This is a genomic window from Microbacterium sp. 01T413_2 (assembly GCF_056398985.1).
Map to the genome: position 1 here is coordinate 73725 of NZ_JBFTQL010000009.1, position 17995 is coordinate 91719.

Here is a 17995-nt window from a genome sequence, read left to right on the forward strand (position 1 = left end):
GATGCGAAGCTCGAATCCGGCGCGTCGGTGGTCGCGGCGCACAACGATGCGAGGTTCTGGGTATCCGCCGCCGTCGCCGGACACGCCGCGGGCGCCGGGCCGCATCGGCCACGGCGCCCGCGAGCGTCGACGTCAGTTCTTGCCGAAGAGCTTCTGGATCTCAGCCATGTCGGCCTCGCTCGGCGCCGGCCGGCCACCCAGACCGAATCCCGATCCGGTCCCGGCTTCGCCGGTGGCGATGCCCGCGTTCTCTGCCGCGCGCTTGGCCGGGTTGCCGGAGCGGGATCCGGATCCCTTGCCCTTCTTGCCGCGCTTCGAAGAGGCGCCGGGGCGCCCCATGCCGGGCACCGGGCCCATGCCGGGGATGTTCGGGGTGCCTCCGCGGGCGACGGTCTTCATCATCTTCGCGGCCTGCTCGAACCGCTGCACGAGCTGGTTCACGTCGGTCACGGTCATGCCCGAACCGCGCGCGATGCGCAGGCGCCGGGAGCCGTTGAGGACCTTGGGGTTGCGGCGCTCCCCCGGCGTCATGGAGCGGATGATCGCCTCGGTGCGGTCGATCTCGCGCTCGTCGAAGTCCTCGAGCTGCTGCTTCATCTGGCCCATGCCCGGGAGCATCCCGAGCATCTTCTTCATCGAGCCCATCTTCTTGAGCTGCTGCATCTGCTCGAGGAAGTCCTCGAGCGTGAAGGTCTCGGTCGCAAGCTTCTCAGCGACCTTGAGCGCTTCAGCTTCATCGAACGCACTCTGAGCCTGCTCGATGAGGGTGAGGATGTCGCCGAGGTCGAGAATCCGGCTCGCCATGCGGTCGGGATGGAACGGCTCGAGGTCGTCGAGACCCTCGCCCGTCGACGCGAACATGATCGGCCGGCCCGTGATCGAGGCGACCGAAAGCGCGGCACCACCGCGGGCATCGCCATCGAGCTTGGAGAGCACGACGCCGGTGAAGTCCACGCCGTCCTGGAACGCCTTGGCGGTGTTGACCGCATCCTGACCGATCATCGCGTCGATGACGAACAGCACCTCGTCGGGGTTCACCGCGGCGCGGATGTCGGCGGCCTGCTTCATGAGCTCGGCGTCGACGCCGAGGCGTCCGGCGGTGTCGATGATGACGATGTCGTGCTGCTGGCGGCGTGCGTGCTCGACGCCGTCGCGCGACACGCGCACGGGGTCGCCGACGCCGTTGCCGGGCTCCGGGGCGTAGATGGTGGCGCCCGCCTGCTCCGCGACGACGGTGAGCTGGGTCACCGCGTTCGGACGCTGCAGGTCGGCGGCGACGAGCAATGGCGTGTGCCCCTCGCCCTGCAGCTGCTTGGCGAGCTTTCCGGCGAACGTGGTCTTTCCGGATCCCTGGAGGCCGGCGAGCATGATCACAGTCGGCGGGTTCTTCGCGAACTCGAGACGGCGCTGCTGACCGCCGAGGATCGCGATGAGCTCCTCATTGACGATCTGCACCACCTGCTGCGCGGGGTTCAGCGCCTTGTTGACCTCGTCGCCCAGCGCCCGCTCGCGCACCTTGGCCGTGAAGTCCTTCACGACGGGAAGCGCGACGTCGGCGTCGAGCAGAGCGCGACGGATCTCGCGGACGGTGCCGTCGACATCGGCGGCGGACAGCTTGCCCTTCGTGCGCAGGTTGCGGAAGGTCTCGGTCAGCCGATCGGAGAGCGTGCCAAATGTAGCCATGGTGCTCCGATTCTACGCGAGCGGATCCCCCGTCCGCGGCGCGTCAGCCCCAGTGCAGGTCGGCGATGCGCGGCAGCGCGTGCTGCAGCTGCGCGAGCGGCGATCCGTGGCCCGCGCCGCCCTCTGCCCAGACGCGCAGAGACGACAGCACGACGACCGCGTAAGCGGCGCCGAGCACGTCGGCGCGGATCCGCTCGACGCCAGCGCCACGCGCGGCTTCGGAGAGCGCGGCGGCGAGCCGGCCCTGACGCAGCGCCGATTCGCGCTGCAGCTCATCGCCGAGACCCATGGCCTGTGCATTCCCGAACGCGAGCGCCAGCGGATCCGGCTCGAGCCCCTGCAGGATCGCGGCCAGGATCGTCTCGATCCGGGCCGAGTCCGCTCCCGCATCCGGCTCCGCGAGCGCCGCGACGGCCCGGTCGAGGCGCTCGTCGAATCCCGACCAGAGCACATCGCTCTTGGAAGAGAAGTAGTTGAAGAAGCTCGACCGGCTCACCCCTGCGCGCTGTGCGATGCCGGCGATCGAGGTGCCCTCGTACCCGGACTCCAGGAACAGCTCGCAGGCCGCCTCGGCGATCGTCTCGCGTGAGGAGACCCGGGGGCGGCCGACGCCGCGGGCAGGGATGGTCACCACCACACCGTATCGCGATGCGCTCATCCGGCCATTCCCCCCTATTATTGAACCGCATACAACAACTCGATCAGAGGATCGGTCATGCTCGACATCCAGACGGTGGGCCTCGCCCCCGCGTTCGTCCCCTACCTCGACGGCTGGGATCTGCAGCGCCGGATCCATGCCGAGGTCGTCGCCGGCACCCGCCCCGACACGCTGCTGCTGCTCGAGCACGAGGCCGTCTACACGGCCGGCAAGCGCACCGAGCCCCAGGAGCGACCTCAGGACGGCACTCCCGTGGTCGATGTCGACCGCGGCGGCAAGATCACCTGGCACGGCCCCGGTCAGCTGGTGGGCTATCCGATCGTCCGCCTGCCGGAGCCCATGGACGTGGTCGCCCACGTCCGCCGCCTGGAGCGCCTGCTCATCGACGTGCTGCGCCCGCTCGGCGTGGACGGATACCAGGTCGATGGTCGCAGCGGCGTGTGGGTGCGACGGCCGCTCAGTGAGGACAAGGTGGCGGCGATCGGCGTGCGCGTGCAGCAGGGCGTGACCATGCACGGCTTCGCGATCAACTGCGACAACACGCTCGCCGGCTTCCGCGGCATCATCCCGTGCGGCATCACCGATGCCGGCGTCACCACGGTCAGCGAGGTGGTGGGGCGGGAGATCGCGCCGGCGGACATCGCCGACGCGGTCGCCATGGCGTTCGCCGCGGAGTATGCGACGGAGGTGGCAGCGTGAGCGCCGCTCCCGAGGGCCGCAAGCTGCTGCGCCTGGAGATCCGCAACGCGGAGACCCCGATCGAGCGCAAGCCGGAGTGGATCAAGACCAAGGCGAGGATGGGGCCGGAGTACAAGGCCCTGCACTCGCTCGTGAAGGACGAGGGCCTGCACACCGTGTGCCAGGAGGCCGGATGCCCCAACATCTTCGAGTGCTGGGAGGACAAGGAGGCCACCTTCCTCATCGGCGGCGCGCAGTGCACGCGGCGCTGCGACTTCTGCCAGATCGACACCGGCAAGCCCGCCGATTACGACACCGACGAGCCGCGCCGCGTGGCCGAGAGCGTGCAGCAGATGGGTCTGCGCTACGCCACGGTCACGAGTGTCGCCCGCGATGATCTGCCCGACACGGGCGCGTGGCTCAACGCCGAGACGGTGCGCAAGATCCACGAGCTCAACCCGAACACCGGTGTCGAGCTGCTGGCGAACGAGCACAACGCGGATCCGGCCTTCCTCGGGCAGATCTTCGATGCGCGTCCTGAGGTGTTCGCGCACAACGTCGAGACGGTGCCGCGCATCTTCAAGCGGATCCGCCCGGCGTTCAAGTACGAGCGCTCCCTCAACGTGATCACGCAGGGACATGAGGCCGGTCTCATCACCAAGTCGAACCTGATCCTCGGCATGGGYGAGGAGCCGGAGGAGGTCGTACAAGCGCTGCAGGACCTGCATGACGCCGGCTGCGACATCATCACGATCACCCAGTACCTGCGCCCCACTCCCCGCCACCTTCCGGTGTCGCGGTGGGTGAAGCCCGACGAGTTCGTCGCCTTCAAGGAGGAGGCGGAGCGGATCGGCTTCCTCGGCGTGCTCGCCGGCCCGCTGGTGCGTTCGTCCTACCGTGCGGGACGACTCTGGGCGCAGTCCATGGTGTCCAAGGGCCGCGAGATCCCGCCGCACCTGGCGCACATCGCCGCCAGCGCAGACCTCGGCTTCGCGCAGGCCGTCTGAGACGCGGATCGCCGGTCGGGCAGCAGGGGGGCCACTCCCGTCCGGCGGTCCGTACTTCCCCCTTCGGCGGGCGACCGGCCCGGCGCGGTGCTCGGGCTCAGTCGGCGCTCATGACCGACAGCACCGAGCCGTCGGATCCGAAGTTCACCAGCAGCACGTCGTCGGCGCCGTCCGCGTCGAGGGCGTACTCGAGCACAGCGAACGGCTCACTCCCGCCGTGCTCGTCGACCAGCAGCGTCATGCTCATCAATCGGAGCGAGCGGATGATGTCGACGGCGGCATCGCCGCTCACATCGACGAGGTAGTCGGTGAGCTCGTCGCCGTACTCCTCCTGCTGCTGCAGGATGTACTCGGTGACCTCGCTGGTGCGGTCGTCGACCTCGGCGAGCATGCCGCGCCGGGCCTTGTCGTCGATCGCCTCCAGGCCCGACACGAATGCGGCCGCGATGTCGAGGGACTCCGGGGACACGTCCTCCTGATCGGGCGCGGTCAGGTCCACGGTGAGGGCATGGTCGCCGAACTCCACCGTCTCGGACCAGAAGATCGATCCGTCCGGTCCTGAGGACAGCAGTCCGAAGAAGTCGTGTTCGATCGCCATACCGCTATAAAACCAGCCTTGTGCGCGGGGCGGTAGTCCGTGGCGCGCGTGCCGCCGACAGGTTCTTCGCCATCGTGGAATCAGGACCCGACGAGCGCCTGCACGAACACGTGCGGGGTGAAGCCGGTGAGGTCGTCGATGCCCTCGCCCTGGCCGAGGAGCTTGACCGGGATGCCCGTGCGCTCCTGCACCGCGAGCACGAATCCGCCCTTCGCGGAGCCGTCGAGCTTGGTGAGCACGAGCCCTGTGACACCGGCGTGCTCGAGGAAGGCCTCCGCCTGCATGACCCCGTTCTGGCCTGTCGTCGCATCCAGCACGAGCAGCACCTCGCTGATCGGTGCCTGCTTCTCCACGACACGGCGGATCTTGGACAGCTCGTCCATCAGCCCGCCCTTCGTGTGCAGACGCCCCGCGGTGTCGATGATGACGATCTCCGTGCCCTCGCGCTTGGCGTAGTCCACGGTCTGGAACGCTACGGAGGCCGGATCCTGCCCGTGCTGCTGCGGTCGCACGATCGCGGCGCCCGCGCGCTGCGCCCAGGTGGCCAGCTGCTCGACGGCCGCCGCTCGGAAGGTGTCGGCGGCGCCCACGACCACCGAGCGCTGGTAGCCGCGCAGGAACTTCGTGAACTTGCCGATCGTGGTCGTCTTGCCCACGCCGTTCACGCCGACGACGAGCACGACCGCCGGCCGCTCCGTGAGCTTGAGCGTGGTGTCGAACTTCGCGAAATGCTCCTCGAGCGTCTCTCGCAGCATGCGCTGCAGATCCTTCGGATCCGTGGTGCGGTACTTCTCGACCTTGGCGCGCAACTCGTCGACCAGTCGCTCGGTGATGTCCGGGCCGAAGTCGGCGGTCAGCAGCGCGGTCTCAAGATCGTCCCAGGTCTCCTCGTCGATCGTGGGCTTGACGAACATGCCGCGCAATGCGCGACCGAGGGACCAGGACTTCTCCGCCATGGCTCCAGCCTACGGGGAGCGACCCGGCGAACGCGGCGTGTTCGCCGAGGGCGCGTGGCCTGCTGTTCGGCGTCTCGGCTCAGACGGCAGCGGCCGCGCGATCCCCGACGCGCTGGCCGACCACCGCCGACACGCCGTCCTGGCGCATCGAGACGCCGTACAGCGCGTCGGCGATCTCCATGGTGCGCTTCTGGTGCGTGATCACGAGCAACTGCGAGCTGGCGCGGAGCTGCTCGAACACCGTCAGCAGCCGACCGAGGTTGGCGTCGTCGAGCGCCGCCTCGACCTCGTCCAGGATGTAGAACGGACTCGGACGGGCCTTGAAGATCGCCACGAGCAGAGCGACAGCGGCGAGCGACCGTTCCCCGCCGGAGAGCAGCGAGAGCCGCTCGATCTTCTTGCCGACCGGGCGCACCGCGACCTCGATGCCGGTGTTCAGCAGATCGTCGGGGTTCGTGAGCGAGATGCTCCCCGCGCCGCCGGGGAACAGCAAAGGGAACACCTCGCCGAACGCCTGCCGCGTGTCCTCGAACGCAGAGGCGAAGATCGTCTGCATCCGCTCGTCGAGCTCGGTGATGATCGTGAGCAGATCCTGCCGGGTCTTGGTGAGGTCGGCGAGCTGTTCGGTGAGGAAGGCGTGCCGCTGCTCGAGCGCCGCGAACTCCTCGAGGGCGAGCGGATTCACCCGGCCGAGCTGAGCGAGCTTGCGTTCCGCTTCCTGCAGCCGGCGCTGCTGGATACGACGGTCGAACGGGATGCCGCTCGCGGTCGGCGCGCTCACGTCGCGGACGGATTCGTCGCCGATCTCATCTCCTTCGGCGCCTTGCGCTGCCTCTTCGGCCACGGCGGCCGCGAGCAGACTCTTGGCATCGCCCGCCGCACCTGAATCGCGCGGAACCAACTGATCAGGACCATATTCCGCAATCAGAATATCTTCGTCGAGAGCGAGTTCGGACTGCACCCGCTCGAGCAGGCTGGACAGGTGCAGCTTCTTCTCGTGGATCTGCAGCTCGAGGCCGTGCACGCTCTCGGTGAGGCCCGCCAGGCGTTCCCGGATCGACGCGTCCTGCCGGCGCAGCTCGCCCAGCTCCTCGTTCTGGGCGGAACGGGCGGACTCGGCGGCCGCGAGCGCCAGACGCGCCTCCGCGACCGAGCGATCCACGGAGTCCATGATGCGCGGCAGCTCGGCGGCGACCCCGGAGGCCGTCTCGCGCTGGGCACGACGCACCACGGCACGTCGTGCGGCCTCCGCCGCTGCCTCGCGCTCCCGCTCGCGCTGCCGTTCCAGCGACGCGACCCGTGCCTCGGCGGCGCGCACGCGTTCACGCATCGTCTCGACCCCGAGGCGCGCCTCGATCTCGGCTTCCCGCGCGGCCTCGAGCGCTTCCAGCAGGCCGTCTCGTGCCGAAGCGTCGAGAACGGGGCGCGGTGCAGCCTCGGCCGCCGCGAGCGCGTTCGTCGCCGCATCCGCGTTGGACTCGGCGTCGGCGACAGCCGACTGCGCCTGAGCGAGGCCCGACTCGAGGCGCTCGCACTCGGCGATGGCCGACTCGTGTTGCACGACCACCCTGTTGACCTGCTCGGTGTGCGCGGCCAGCGCCGCATCGTGCTCGCGCAACGTGCGCAACGCGTCGCGGGATGTACGTCGCGCGGTCTCCAGCGTCTCGGTCGCATCCTCGCGAGCTTCGCGCAACGAGTCGACGACGACCCGTACCTCGTCGAGGCGCTCGACGGCCGCATCGCGCTCCGCGACGAGCTCCAGCCGGGAGCGCTCCCCTCCGGATCCGGTGTGCAGGGTGTGCGCCGTGAGCACTTCGCCGGCACGGGTGACGATCGTGAGCGGCACGCCGGCGGCAGCCGTCGCGGCCGCATGCGCGGCACGGGCGGACGCCAGATCCTCCACGACGACGACGTGCGAGAGGACGCCGATGATGCCGGCCGGAGCGGTCACGACCTGCGCGGCGGGCGTCGCTCCCGCGATCCCCGCATCGACGACGGATACGGCTGCTCCTTCGGCGATGACGAAGTCGTATGCACCGGCCGTCGCGTCGTCCCCGGCGAGGGCGAAGGCCGCCGCCACGTCGTCCACGAGCACGCCCTCCGCGAGCGGACCGAGCACTGCGGCGATCGCGGCCTCGAACCCCGGTTTGACCTGCACCGCGTCGCCGACGAGCCCTCGCACGCCGGCGAATCCCGCGGCGACGATCTCCGCCGCGCCGCCCGTGATGGCGATGGCGCTGCTCAGCGCGGCGGCCTTCGCCGTCAGCGCCTCGGACTCGCGCTCGGCGGCGTGCAGCCGCTCGCGCAGTTCGCCGAGCGCGGTCTCGGCCGCGACAGCCCGGGCCTGCGCTCGCTCATAGGTCTCGGCGTGCTCCGAGGCCGTGCCCTCGGGCGCCTCGCCTTCCTCGATCCGCTCACGTGCCTCTGCGGCTTCGCGACGGCGCTGGTGCGCGGCCTCCAGCGCATTCTCCTGACGGAGCACCGCGCCGCGGACGGCGGCCAAGGCTGACGCGGCGGCCTCCGCCTGCCCGCGCAGGGTGGTCAGACGCATGTCGTGCGCAGAGACCAGCGCGCTCTGCTCTGCGATGTCGACATCGAGCGCGTCCAGCTCCGCCCGCGCATTCGCGACCTCCCGGGTCGCCTCGTGCGCGGCATCCTGCGCGCGGCCGATGTTCGACGAGATCTCCTCGGCCTCGTGCTTCGCCTCGTCGATCGTGGCCTGGGTGACGGTGACGGCCGTGACCGCGGCATCATCGTCGTCGGATCCGAGCAGCGCGAGYCKCTGATTSGCGAGGGTGAACAGACCGCGCATGCGCTCCTGCACCTGCTCCAGCCCGAACGMGACMCGCCGCGCCTCGTCGACCGCCGCGGAGTTCTGCACGGCCTCGAGCCGGGTGATCTCGGCCCGGACGCGGTCACCCTGCTCGCTCAGCACCACGCGCTCGGCATGACGCTCGTGTTCGTTGCGGGTATGGTCGGCGAGCGCCGTGCGAAGGGTCACCACATCGTCGGCGAAGATCCGTGCCTTGGCGTCGCGCACGACCGCCGCGATGGTCTGCGCCTCGCGAGCGATCTCGGCCTGACGACCGAGCGGTTTCAGCTGGCGGCGGATCTCCCCCGCCAGGTCGCTGAGCCGGGTCAGGTTGGTCTCCATCGCGTCGAGCTTGCGGAGGGTCTTCTCCTTGCGGCGCCGGTGCTTGAGGATGCCCGCGGCCTCCTCGATGAAGCCGCGCCGGTCCTCGGGCGAGGCCTGCAGCACCGTGTCCAGGCGCCCCTGACCGACGATGACGTGCATCTCCCGGCCGAGCCCCGAGTCGCTGAGCAGCTCCTGCACGTCCAGCAGGCGGCAGTTCTCGCCGTTGATCGCATAGTCGCTCGATCCATTGCGGAACAGGGTGCGACTGATCGTCACCTCGGCGTACTCGATCGGCAGAGCCCCATCGCTGTTGTCGATCGTGAGCTGCACCTCCGCGCGTCCGAGCGGACCACGCGTAGAGGTGCCGGCGAAGATGACGTCCTCCATCTTGCCGCCGCGGAGAGTCTTCGCCCCCTGCTCCCCCATGACCCACGCAAGCGCGTCGACGACATTCGACTTGCCGGATCCGTTCGGCCCGACGATGCAGGTGACGCCCGGCTCGAAGGCGAACGTGGTCGGCTGCGCGAAGGACTTGAACCCCTTGAGGGTCAGGCTCTTCAGGTGCATGGGCACGCTCGGCGATCGGCGGAGTTCACGGCGTCTACGCTATCGCGGTGCTCCCTGCGGCCGCGCGGGAAACGCCCGAGGTCCAGGGATTTCTGAGTGTCGGCTTGACGTCTTCTGTGAAGCTCCGCTAGCGTGACAACCCGAGCCGAGAAAGGAGGTTGCCGACATGATTACTCGCACTGATATCAACCCAGCACGTGGGATCGATGCGTCTTCGGCGACTTCCGCCGGCCTCCGCGAGCGTTTCGCCGCGTAGTAGGCGCATCTCCCCTCGCCCCGGCCCCAGGCCGGCCTGACGCTGCGTGCGTCTGCGATCCGATCCGCGATTTCCGCGTCGATCATCGATCGCCCACCCGATCCGGGACACCGTGTCCCTGGATCCGTGCAGATCCGGACATTCCGTCTCGGATCCGTCCCCTCACCCGTGACACGTCGCGGCGTCCTACCGGACGACCCTGCCGTGGAGCGAAACCGCCTTTCCGGCACGACCAACGAAAGCGAATCACCGTGAATACCGCATTGCACGCTTCGCCTCCCACCGAGTCGAAGCAGCGCGCTCTCCCCGAGCGCGACCTGTCCATCCAGCTCCCCCGCGAGGAGGAGCTGCGCAACCTGTCGCTCACCCAGCGTGTGGCCCTGCGCGTCGCCCTGCACCTCATCGTGCGGTCGCGGCCGTCGACGCAGGACCGGGCTCACGCCGCCCAGGCCGAGGCACGTCGCCTCCGCATGCTGGAGCAGTACGAGGCCGACCGCCTGGCTCGCACGGCGACCCGGCAGGTCCTCTGATGACCGGCTCTCGGATCGACGAACCGATCATCTCCCTGCCCGCCGGTGCGACCCTGCATCCGCTCGTGCTCCCCGCACGGGCGGATGCGGGCTCGCCCGGCCCGCTCCGCGACTACGCCGAGGTGCGCAACCGCTGCCTCGAAGCGGCATCGGGCCGGGATGACGACAGCTTCACCCCGGAGGAGCTGCTGCCGCTGCTCACCTCGGACGCGTACTCGCACCGCCGCCAATGGCGGATCGTCATCGGACAGCACACGGTCGGCGTAGCGCTCCTGAACATCTCGCGCGACGGCGAAGGCGACACCGCCACGATGGCGATCAGCGTGCTCCCCGAGGAACAGGGCCGAGGCCTCGCCACCGCGGTCGCCGCACACCTGGAGCAGCGCGCCCGCGCCGACGGCGTCCACACGCTGCAGGTGTGGACGGAGCATCTCCCGGCGGACGAGCCTGCGCTGGTACCGCCGACCGGATTCGGCAGCGTCCCGCGCGACCACACTGCACGCTTCCTGCTCGCACAGGGCTGGACCCTGGAGCAGGTGGACCGCGTCAGCGAATATCGCTGGGGCGAAGACGACCATCTGCCGGCACTGCGCGCCGCCGCCGAGGAGGCCGCATCCGGATACCGCGTCGTGCAGTGGCTGCTGCCGACCCCGGACGAACGGCTCGACGGGTACGCGTGGATGAAGTCCCGCATGTCGACCGACGCGCCGGACGCGGCGATGGACTCGCCCGAAGAGACCTGGGACGCGGATCGCGTGCGCGAGCAGRACGCCCGCTGGCTCGACATGGGGCATACCCTGCAGGTGACAGCGGCCGAGCACATCGCCACCGGCGAGCTCTGCGCGTTCAACGAGCTCTCCCTCAAGGGGCCGGAGGACAGTGTCACCCAGCAGAACGACACCCTCGTGCTCGCCGCGCACCGCGGCCATCGGCTCGGCCTGCTCGTGAAGACGGCGGGCCTGCTCTCCTGGCATGAGCGCTTTCCGAGGTCGGCCCGCGTGGTCACCTACAACGCGGAGGAGAACCGCCCGATGCTGTCCATCAACGAGCAGCTCGGATTCGTCCCGATCGCCTACGGCGGTGCGTGGAAGAAGGTGCTGGACTGATCCTTCGTCCAGGATCATCCCGGAGGATGACGTCGCATCGCGATCCTCACTCCGGGGGCCGATGATCCGTCGGGTCACGCCGACCAGGCTTGAGGCATGAGCACAGCAGTCATCGAAGCACACGGTCTGATCAAGTCGTTCGGATCCACCCGCGCCCTGGCCGGAGTGGACCTCCGGATCTCCTCCGGGGAATCCGTCGCGATCATGGGGGCATCCGGATCGGGCAAGACCACTCTGCTGCATGCGCTCGCCGGGATCACCCGGCCCGACGGGGGCCGCGTGATGTTCGTGCCGCCCGCCGGTGGCTCCGTCGAGGTGAGTGCGCTGGGCGAGTCCGCGCGATCCCGTCTGCGTCGCGAGTCGTTCGGCTTCGTGTTCCAGCAGGGGCTGCTGATGCCCGAGCTCTCCGCGGTGGAGAACGTCGCGCTCGCGGCGATGATCACGGGGGTCTCGCGTGCGGAGGCGACGCAGCGCGCGGCGGGGTGGCTCGCGGCGCTCGGGCTGCAGGGCATGGAGGACCGCCGCATCGGCGAGCTCTCGGGCGGGCAGGCGCAGCGCGTCGCCATCGCCCGCGCCCAGGTCACCGGAGCGAGCGTGGTGTTCGCGGACGAGCCGACCGGCGCGTTGGACTCAGCGACCTCGGCGGAGGTCATGGACGCGCTGCTCTGGTCGACGACAGGGCAAGGACGCACGCTCATCGTCGTCACGCACGATCCCCAGGTCGCGGCGCGCTGCTCGCGCACGATCGCCGTCCGCGACGGGCGAGTGCTGGGCTCGGTGGTGAACGCATGAACGCCGCGACGCTGCGTCTGCTGCTGCGGCCCGCTCCGGGTTCTGCCGGGGTCGTGGTGATCCCCGCCATCGCGTTCGCCGTCGTGTCCGCGCTCGTGCTGACCGTCGTCGGCGGCGCGCAGGCATTCTGGCGGTGGACCGACCAGGACGCGCTGATCTACCAGATCCTTGCGGCGGTCGCGCTCGTACTGCTGGTGCTGCCGCTCGCCACCCTGGGCGGCGCCGCGGCCCGGCTTTCCGCCCGGCGCCGGGACGAGCGCCTGTCGACGCTGCGCCTCCTCGGCGTCACGGGGTTCGGCGTCGGTGTCGTCGCCGTGGTCGAGTCGACCCTGGTCGCGGTGATCGGCGTCCTCGGCGGCGTGGTGCTGGCCCTCGGTCTCGCACCGCTCGTCGGCCTCATCCCGTTCCGAGGCGCGCCACTGGGCACGGCTGTGCTGCTGTCGCCGGGGCTGCTGGCGGCGATCGCAGCCGGCACGGTGCTGCTCGCGACGGTGAGCGCGATCGTCGGGCTGCGCCGCGTGGTGATCTCACCGCTCGGCGTGCGCACCAGGACCACGCCGCCGACGCCGCACTGGGTGCGCGCCGTCATCGCGATCGCAGCCGTCGCGGCAGGATTCGTCGCCGGCCGGATCGTCCCCGGGATCGGCGGCGCGATCGCCATGATCACCGGTCTCGTCGCGATCTTCGGCGTCGGGCTGCTGGTGCTGAACCTCATCGGCCCGTGGGTGTTGAAAGTCGGCGGCCGGGTGCAGCTGCGCGGGGCGAAGACCCCGTCGCGACTGCTCGCGGCGCGCATCGTGCTGGATGACCCGAAGGGGGCGTGGCGTCAGGTCAGCGGGGTGGCGATGGCCAGTTTCATGGCCGTGTTCGCCGGCACCGGGGTCGCCCTGATGGATGTGATCAGCTCGGGCGACCCTTCGGATCAACAGCTGATGCTCGTCACGGACATGCGCACGGGCCTCGTCATCACTCTGGTCGCGTCCTTCCTCATGGTCGGCTGCTCCGTCGCCGTGACGCAGGCCTCCGACATCCTCGACCAGCGCGATCTGCACCGCAGTCTGCACTACCTCGGTGTGCCGGCCGACACGGTGGACGCCGCACGACGCCGCGCAGTGATGTCGCCGCTGCTGATCACAGCGCTGGGCTCCGCTCTCTGCGCGGCCGTGCTCATCTTCCCGCTGCTCGGGATGGCCCTCATCACGGCGCCGCTGTCCATCGCGACCATCGCCGCGGTCCTGGCCGCCGGCATTGCGCTGGTATGGATCGCGACGCGCCTCACCCGGCCGCTGCTGATGCGGGCGTTCGCCGGCTGAGCACGCTGATCTCAGGATCCGATCGCGGCCGTCAGGAACTCCTCGACGGCCGCGATCGTCGTCGCGTTGTCGGTGTGCACGATGCCGCGGATACCCAGTTGAACCGCGCCGTCGATCTGCTGCCGGCGGTCGTCGATGAAGAAGACGTTGGCAGGGTCGGCGCCCATGGCGGTCAGTGCCGCGGTGTAGGCCTCGGGATCCGGCTTGTTGGCGCCGATCTCGTGGCTGTAGCAGATCGGGTCGAAGACGGCGGAGAAGCCATAGCGGCGCTCCTCCTCTTCGCGAGCACCGTCCGCCGAGTTCGAGAGGATCGCGACTCCGGCGCGGCCGCGCAGCCCGCGCGCGTAGTCGATCAGCGCCGTGTTCGCCTCCCCGCAGTAGGCGTCCCACATCTCAGCGAGCGCGACTTCCTGCTGTGCGGGAGTGAACCCCAGCGTTCGCGCGAAGCTGTCCCAGTACTCTGCAGCCCGGCCCTGCTCGATGTCGATGCGCGGAAGCCCGGCGGCGGCGAGACGCTCGTCGTACTGCGGCCGGGTGAGGTCCGCCCGGGCCGCCCACCTGTTCTTGAGCTCTTCCTGCCAGGGTCCGTCGTCGACGAGTTCGAGCACTCCGCCGATGTCGAACAGGATCCAGGTCTTGATCCGCGCCATACCTCGACGCTAGGCGACGAGTGCCACGATGACGATGGGGAGCGCTCCCCCGCTCCCCGCACCGGTGCCGGTGCCGGTGCCGGCACCGTGTGCGGGCGAGACGGAAGTGTCCCAGAATGGATCCGTCCTGTCATCGTCCCGAGGAGCACCGCATGAGCAGCATCGTCGACTTCGTCACCGTCTCGACCGCGGGCCTCGAGTCCTCGCCCATCGCCGAGGCGCTGGCCGGTCTGCGCGCGAACGAGGCACGGTACATCACCAATAAGTACGGCTCACCGTTCACCGTGAGCACGCCCGAAGAGGACCCGGAGACGCTCCGCTGGGTCACCGAAATCCTGCGTGAGGAGCGCGACATCGTGATCGCGAGTCCCGCACTCGAGGTCAGCGGCTTCGAGGCGGACGGGATCCGGTTCGGCTACGTCTTCTACGCCTCGGGGCTCGCGATCAACGTGATGTACACGATCGCCGACGGAGGCAAGCGCGCGGTCGGTTTCAAGCTGTCGCTCGGCATGGACGTTCCGGAGGAACTGTCGGCCTTCAAGTTCGCACGCCAGCGTTCGAAGCTCGCAGGCGAGATCCGTGGTTCCTACTTCGTCATCAAGGGCGAGCACTAGCCGCGCCGGGAGCGCTCTTCTCCTCTGACCACGGATCTGGATCTTTCTCGGGACGCTCAGTTCGGCAGCGTGGCCTTGTAGATGGCCGCCGCGCCGGTGCCGATGAACACCGTACTTCCCGAGACGGCGATGCTCTCGGCGTTGCCGGTGATCCCACTCACGTCCGCCCGCTTCGTCCAGGTCGAACCGTCGGTGGATGAGTAGACGGCGGGAGCGGCCGGCGAGTTCGCCAGCATGTACGTGGTGCTGCCGTCCTGGTAGGTGTCCAGGACAGCGCTGAGACCCGGGCCCGAGATCGTGGTGTAGTTCCCCGTGGTCGTGTCGAAGGCCGCGAGACCGGCCGAGCCGTTCACCGAGATCACGTCGCCGCGGAGCGTCGACTTGGAGAAGACGATCTTCGAGCCCACCGCATCCGCATGGTAGGGGTGCGGCAGCGTGGCGATGACCGGGCCCGGGTCCACCGTGCTCCAGCCGGAACCGGGCGTGTAGACGTCGAGCCCCGTGTTGTTGTACGCCGTGTGCTGCACGCCGTCCTTGCCGGGGTACTGGAATGCCAGCGAAGCGGCACCCGTGGCAGACATCGTGCTCGCCCGAGTGTAGAGCTTCCCGCCCACGACGGACATCCAGTAGTAGCGGGCGTACTCGCCGTCACCGGGATAGGTCGCCAGTACCATGGGATCGTCCGCCGCGGTGCGCTCGATGGTCCAGGTCGCGCCGCCGTCGACGGACTTCTTGATCGCAGCGATGGTATTGGTCGGCCCGTACTCGGCCTTGTCCGGGTTCTGAATCGAACCGGCCAGGAACAGCTCGCCTCCGAGGTCGGCGGAGTCGAACACGTGCACGAACGGCGTGTTCGCCACGTAATTGCCGGCATGCGTCGCCGAGTCGTAGAGACCGTAGTTCGCCGGCGACGTCCAGCTGACCCGCGGGTCCATGTTCGGGGCGTAGACCTTGCCGTCCAACACCCGCAAGGTGTGGATCTCCTCGGCCGGCATGCCCGTGACCTCGTGCTTCTCGGCTCCGGTCGCGATCGAGTACGAGTTCAGGCTCACCGGCCCGGTGTTGATGTTGTAGTCGCCGTAGCCGGCGAAGACCTTGCCATCGGCGACGGCCAGATCGTGGATCCCCGAGTGGAACGTGCTCTGCGTCCCGACCCCGCTCGGGACCRCCTTCGCATCGCTGTTCGTCGCGAAGAGAGAAGCCTTCACCGCTGAGGTCGTGGTTCCTCCACCCGGCTTGGACGGGCCTTTCCCCGTGTGCACGGATGCCGTCAGTTGCGCAGACCCCGAGGCCGGAACTGCGTTCGCGGGCGCTGCGATACCCAGCGTGCACACCGCGACCAGGGCGAGAGCGGGAGCAGCACGAAATGCCGTGCGGGAGAGCCGGCTGCCGGCGCGAGATCCGGAATTCTTGATGGACCGCATGAGCGTGAACCTTTCGATCTGGGTTGGAGCTTGGTGCGGAGCACAACGAATTTCGAGGATTATTCTGCTATATCGGGAGTCGATAGAGGAAATCAGAGAGAGCCCGATGCGCGACGCCCCGGCGCTCGACGCGCTTGACCCGCATCCACAGACTCGAGCGCCTCAGCGAGGGAACCCCGCGCCCGTCAGGCGCTCGAGGTGGGAGCCTTCCTCTGGCATCGCGGGCAGAAATGACTCGAGCGGTTCATGAAGGCGTCGCGGCGGATCGGGCCCCCGCAGCGCCGGCACGGCTGACCCGTACGACCGTAGGCGTTCAGCGAGTGCGCGAAGTAACCGGCCTCGCCGTTGACGTTGACGTACTGGGCGTCGAAGCTGGTGCCGCCCTCGGCCAGCGCCTTCTCCAGCACTGCGTGCACCTCGGCCAGCAGGCGGTTCACCGCCACAGTGGACAGTGCGGAGGCCGGCGTCTCGGGGTGGATGCGGGCGGCCCAGAGCGACTCGTCGGCATAGATGTTGCCGACACCGCTGATGAGGTTCTGGTCCAGCAGCACACGCTTTATCGCGCTCGACCGCGTGCGCAGCGCTGCGCGGAAGACGCCGTCCTGGAACGCCTCATCCATGGGGTCCCGCGCGATATGCGCTACCTGCGACGGAAGGAGCGGTGCGTCACTCCCCCAGCCCGCGGCTCGTCCATCGGCCGTCGCCACCAGCTCATCCACGGCGAGAGATCCGAAGGTGCGCTGATCGGCGAAGACGACGGCCAGCTCGCCGTGCTGCGGATGCTCGATGAACAGCCGGATCCGCTCGTGCCGCTCAGCGGCCGCGTCCCGGCGGCGCAGCAGCAGTTGCCCCGACATGCCGAGATGCCCGACGATCGCCGAGCGTCCGTCGGTGCCGTCGGACGTCAGCGGCATCCAGAGGAACTTCCCCCGGCGAGCCACCGTCGCGACTTCGGAACCCTCCAGCCGCGCGACGAAGTCGGCGGCGCCTGCGACGTGCCGCGTGAGAGCACGCTCGTCGTGTACGGCCACCGAGACGATGCGTGCCCCGGTCATCGCCGGAGCGAGGCCGGCGCGGACGACCTCGACCTCGGGGAGCTCAGGCACGGTCGCTGAGCGCGTGCCAGGCGGCCAGCGCCGCGGCCATCTCGGCCGTCTTCTTGCTCGTGCCCGTGCCCGTGCTGGCCAGGTCTCCCGTCGTCACCGTCGCGGTGAAGCGACGGTCGTGATCGGGCCCGGTCGAGACCACCTCGTACACGGGAGCGCTGAGACCACGATGCGCGGAGAGCTCCTGCAGCGCGGTCTTCGGATCCATCGCCGCGCCGTACCGCTCCGGGTCGGCGAAGAGCGGCTCGATGAGCCGCAGCACGAGCGCCGTCGCCGCCTCGGGACCTGCGGACAGGTAGGTGGCCCCGAACACCGCCTCCATCGTGTCGGCGAGGATCGAGTCCTTGTCGCGGCCGCCGGTGCGCTCCTCGCCGTTTCCGAGCAGGATGTGCGCGCCGAGGCCGATGCCACGGGCGACCTCTGCCAGGGCGACGGTCGACACCACGCTCGCACGCCGCTTCGCCAGGGACCCCTCGTCGAGGTCCGGGAGCGTCGTGTAGAGCATGACGGTCACAGCCTGGCCGAGCACGGAGTCGCCGAGGAACTCGAGACGCTCGTTGTGCGGGATGGCGCCGTTCTCGTACGCGTACGAGCGATGCGTGAGCGCAAGCTGAAGCAGCTCGGGGTCGATGTCGACCCCGAGCTGCTCAGAAAGCGGGCGCGTCCCCACGGGGACTTCTGCCATGATCGACGGATCGATCAGACGTCGGCGACCTTGCGGCCCTTGTACTCGAGGAACAGCTCGGTGCCCTGCGAGTCCGTGACGACCTTCGCCTGGTGAGGACGGCTGTAGACGACCTTGCCGTTCTCGATGGTCTTGACGAGGGCAGGAACCTCCGCCTTCCACTGCGCGCGACGCGAGCGGGTGTTCGAACGGGAGACCTTGCGCTTCGGGGGGTTACCGGCCATGGTTTGCTACTT

General features: G+C 69.3%; 17 protein-coding genes. 7 read left to right on the plus strand and 10 right to left on the minus strand.

Translation table 11 applies throughout. The features are described 5' to 3' along the window. Nucleotides 1-132: 132 nt before the first annotated feature. Entirely contained in the window at nucleotides 133-1683 is a 1551-nt protein-coding gene (gene ffh, locus AC1DMN_RS07380) for a signal recognition particle protein (protein WP_440731619.1), read from the minus strand. Between the two features lie 43 nt (nucleotides 1684-1726). Beyond that, nucleotides 1727-2314 carry a TetR/AcrR family transcriptional regulator gene (locus AC1DMN_RS07385; RefSeq protein WP_477384048.1) on the minus strand — a complete coding sequence of 196 codons (588 nt, stop codon included), beginning with the start codon at nucleotides 2312-2314 and terminating at the stop codon, nucleotides 1727-1729. A gap of 84 nt (nucleotides 2315-2398) precedes the next feature. On the opposite strand from AC1DMN_RS07385, the gene lipB reads away from it, so the two are divergent. Continuing rightward, nucleotides 2399-3040: a lipoyl(octanoyl) transferase LipB gene (gene lipB, locus AC1DMN_RS07390; RefSeq protein WP_440731617.1), complete on the plus strand. Its 642-nt coding sequence runs from the start codon at nucleotides 2399-2401 to the stop codon at nucleotides 3038-3040. After that, complete coding sequence (lipA, locus tag AC1DMN_RS07395; protein ID WP_477229174.1) at nucleotides 3037-4026, plus strand: lipoyl synthase; 990 nt, start codon at nucleotides 3037-3039, stop codon at nucleotides 4024-4026. Before lipB ends, lipA begins: the two co-directional genes overlap by 4 nt. Nucleotides 4027-4123: 97 nt before the next feature. On the opposite strand, the gene AC1DMN_RS07400 is transcribed toward lipA, so the two are convergent. The 3 genes from AC1DMN_RS07400 to smc all read right to left on the minus strand — a co-directional run bounded on the left by AC1DMN_RS07400 (nucleotide 4124) and on the right by smc (nucleotide 9283). Further along, complete coding sequence (locus tag AC1DMN_RS07400) at nucleotides 4124-4624, minus strand: DUF2004 domain-containing protein (protein ID WP_440731615.1); 501 nt, start codon at nucleotides 4622-4624, stop codon at nucleotides 4124-4126. Nucleotides 4625-4704: 80 nt separating this feature from the next. After that, nucleotides 4705-5580 carry a signal recognition particle-docking protein FtsY gene (gene ftsY, locus AC1DMN_RS07405; protein ID WP_440731614.1) on the minus strand — a complete coding sequence of 292 codons (876 nt, stop codon included), beginning with the start codon at nucleotides 5578-5580 and terminating at the stop codon, nucleotides 4705-4707. Between the two features lie 79 nt (nucleotides 5581-5659). Continuing rightward, nucleotides 5660-9283 (minus strand): chromosome segregation protein SMC, encoded by a 3624-nt coding sequence (smc, locus tag AC1DMN_RS07410; protein WP_477384050.1) that lies wholly within the window; start codon nucleotides 9281-9283, stop codon nucleotides 5660-5662. A 507-nt stretch (nucleotides 9284-9790) separates the two neighbouring features. Between smc and AC1DMN_RS07415 the strand changes: the two genes are divergently transcribed. From AC1DMN_RS07415 to AC1DMN_RS07430, 4 genes are all read left to right on the plus strand, one after another. Beyond that, nucleotides 9791-10069 (plus strand): hypothetical protein, encoded by a 279-nt coding sequence (locus tag AC1DMN_RS07415; RefSeq protein WP_477229176.1) that lies wholly within the window; start codon nucleotides 9791-9793, stop codon nucleotides 10067-10069. Further along, nucleotides 10069-11175 (plus strand): N-acetyltransferase family protein, encoded by a 1107-nt coding sequence (locus AC1DMN_RS07420; RefSeq protein ID WP_477384052.1) that lies wholly within the window; start codon nucleotides 10069-10071, stop codon nucleotides 11173-11175. Before AC1DMN_RS07415 ends, AC1DMN_RS07420 begins: the two co-directional genes overlap by 1 nt. Nucleotides 11176-11271: 96 nt before the next feature. Then, nucleotides 11272-11967, plus strand: a complete 696-nt coding sequence (locus AC1DMN_RS07425; RefSeq protein WP_477229178.1) for an ABC transporter ATP-binding protein — start codon at nucleotides 11272-11274, stop codon at nucleotides 11965-11967. Next, entirely contained in the window at nucleotides 11964-13280 is a 1317-nt protein-coding gene (locus AC1DMN_RS07430; RefSeq protein WP_477229179.1) for a permease, read from the plus strand. The genes AC1DMN_RS07425 and AC1DMN_RS07430 overlap by 4 nt, the downstream gene beginning before the upstream one ends. 11 nt (nucleotides 13281-13291) lie before the next feature. Here AC1DMN_RS07430 and AC1DMN_RS07435 read toward each other — a convergent pair whose 3' ends face one another. Next, the gene (locus tag AC1DMN_RS07435) at nucleotides 13292-13930 is read right to left on the minus strand and encodes an HAD-IA family hydrolase (protein WP_477229180.1); all 639 of its coding nucleotides are present in this window, start codon (nucleotides 13928-13930) and stop codon (nucleotides 13292-13294) included. Between the two features lie 152 nt (nucleotides 13931-14082). Between AC1DMN_RS07435 and AC1DMN_RS07440 the strand changes: the two genes are divergently transcribed. Next, a complete protein-coding gene (locus AC1DMN_RS07440; RefSeq protein ID WP_477229181.1) occupies nucleotides 14083-14544 on the plus strand; it encodes a phage tail protein in 462 nt (153 codons plus the stop codon). A 56-nt stretch (nucleotides 14545-14600) separates the two neighbouring features. Here AC1DMN_RS07440 and AC1DMN_RS07445 read toward each other — a convergent pair whose 3' ends face one another. The 4 genes from AC1DMN_RS07445 to rpmF form a co-directional block, all read right to left on the minus strand. Continuing rightward, nucleotides 14601-15752: a hypothetical protein gene (locus tag AC1DMN_RS07445; RefSeq protein WP_477384054.1), complete on the minus strand. Its 1152-nt coding sequence runs from the start codon at nucleotides 15750-15752 to the stop codon at nucleotides 14601-14603. A 401-nt stretch (nucleotides 15753-16153) separates the two neighbouring features. Then, entirely contained in the window at nucleotides 16154-17074 is a 921-nt protein-coding gene (mutM, locus tag AC1DMN_RS07450) for a bifunctional DNA-formamidopyrimidine glycosylase/DNA-(apurinic or apyrimidinic site) lyase (protein WP_477229183.1), read from the minus strand. Continuing rightward, nucleotides 17067-17759, minus strand: a complete 693-nt coding sequence (gene rnc, locus AC1DMN_RS07455) for a ribonuclease III (RefSeq protein ID WP_441975791.1) — start codon at nucleotides 17757-17759, stop codon at nucleotides 17067-17069. The genes mutM and rnc overlap by 8 nt, the downstream gene beginning before the upstream one ends. Before the next feature lie 14 nt (nucleotides 17760-17773). Next, on the minus strand, nucleotides 17774-17983 hold the full coding sequence (gene rpmF, locus AC1DMN_RS07460) for a 50S ribosomal protein L32 (RefSeq protein ID WP_477229184.1): 210 nt from the start codon (nucleotides 17981-17983) through the stop codon (nucleotides 17774-17776). Nucleotides 17984-17995 lie beyond the last annotated feature (12 nt).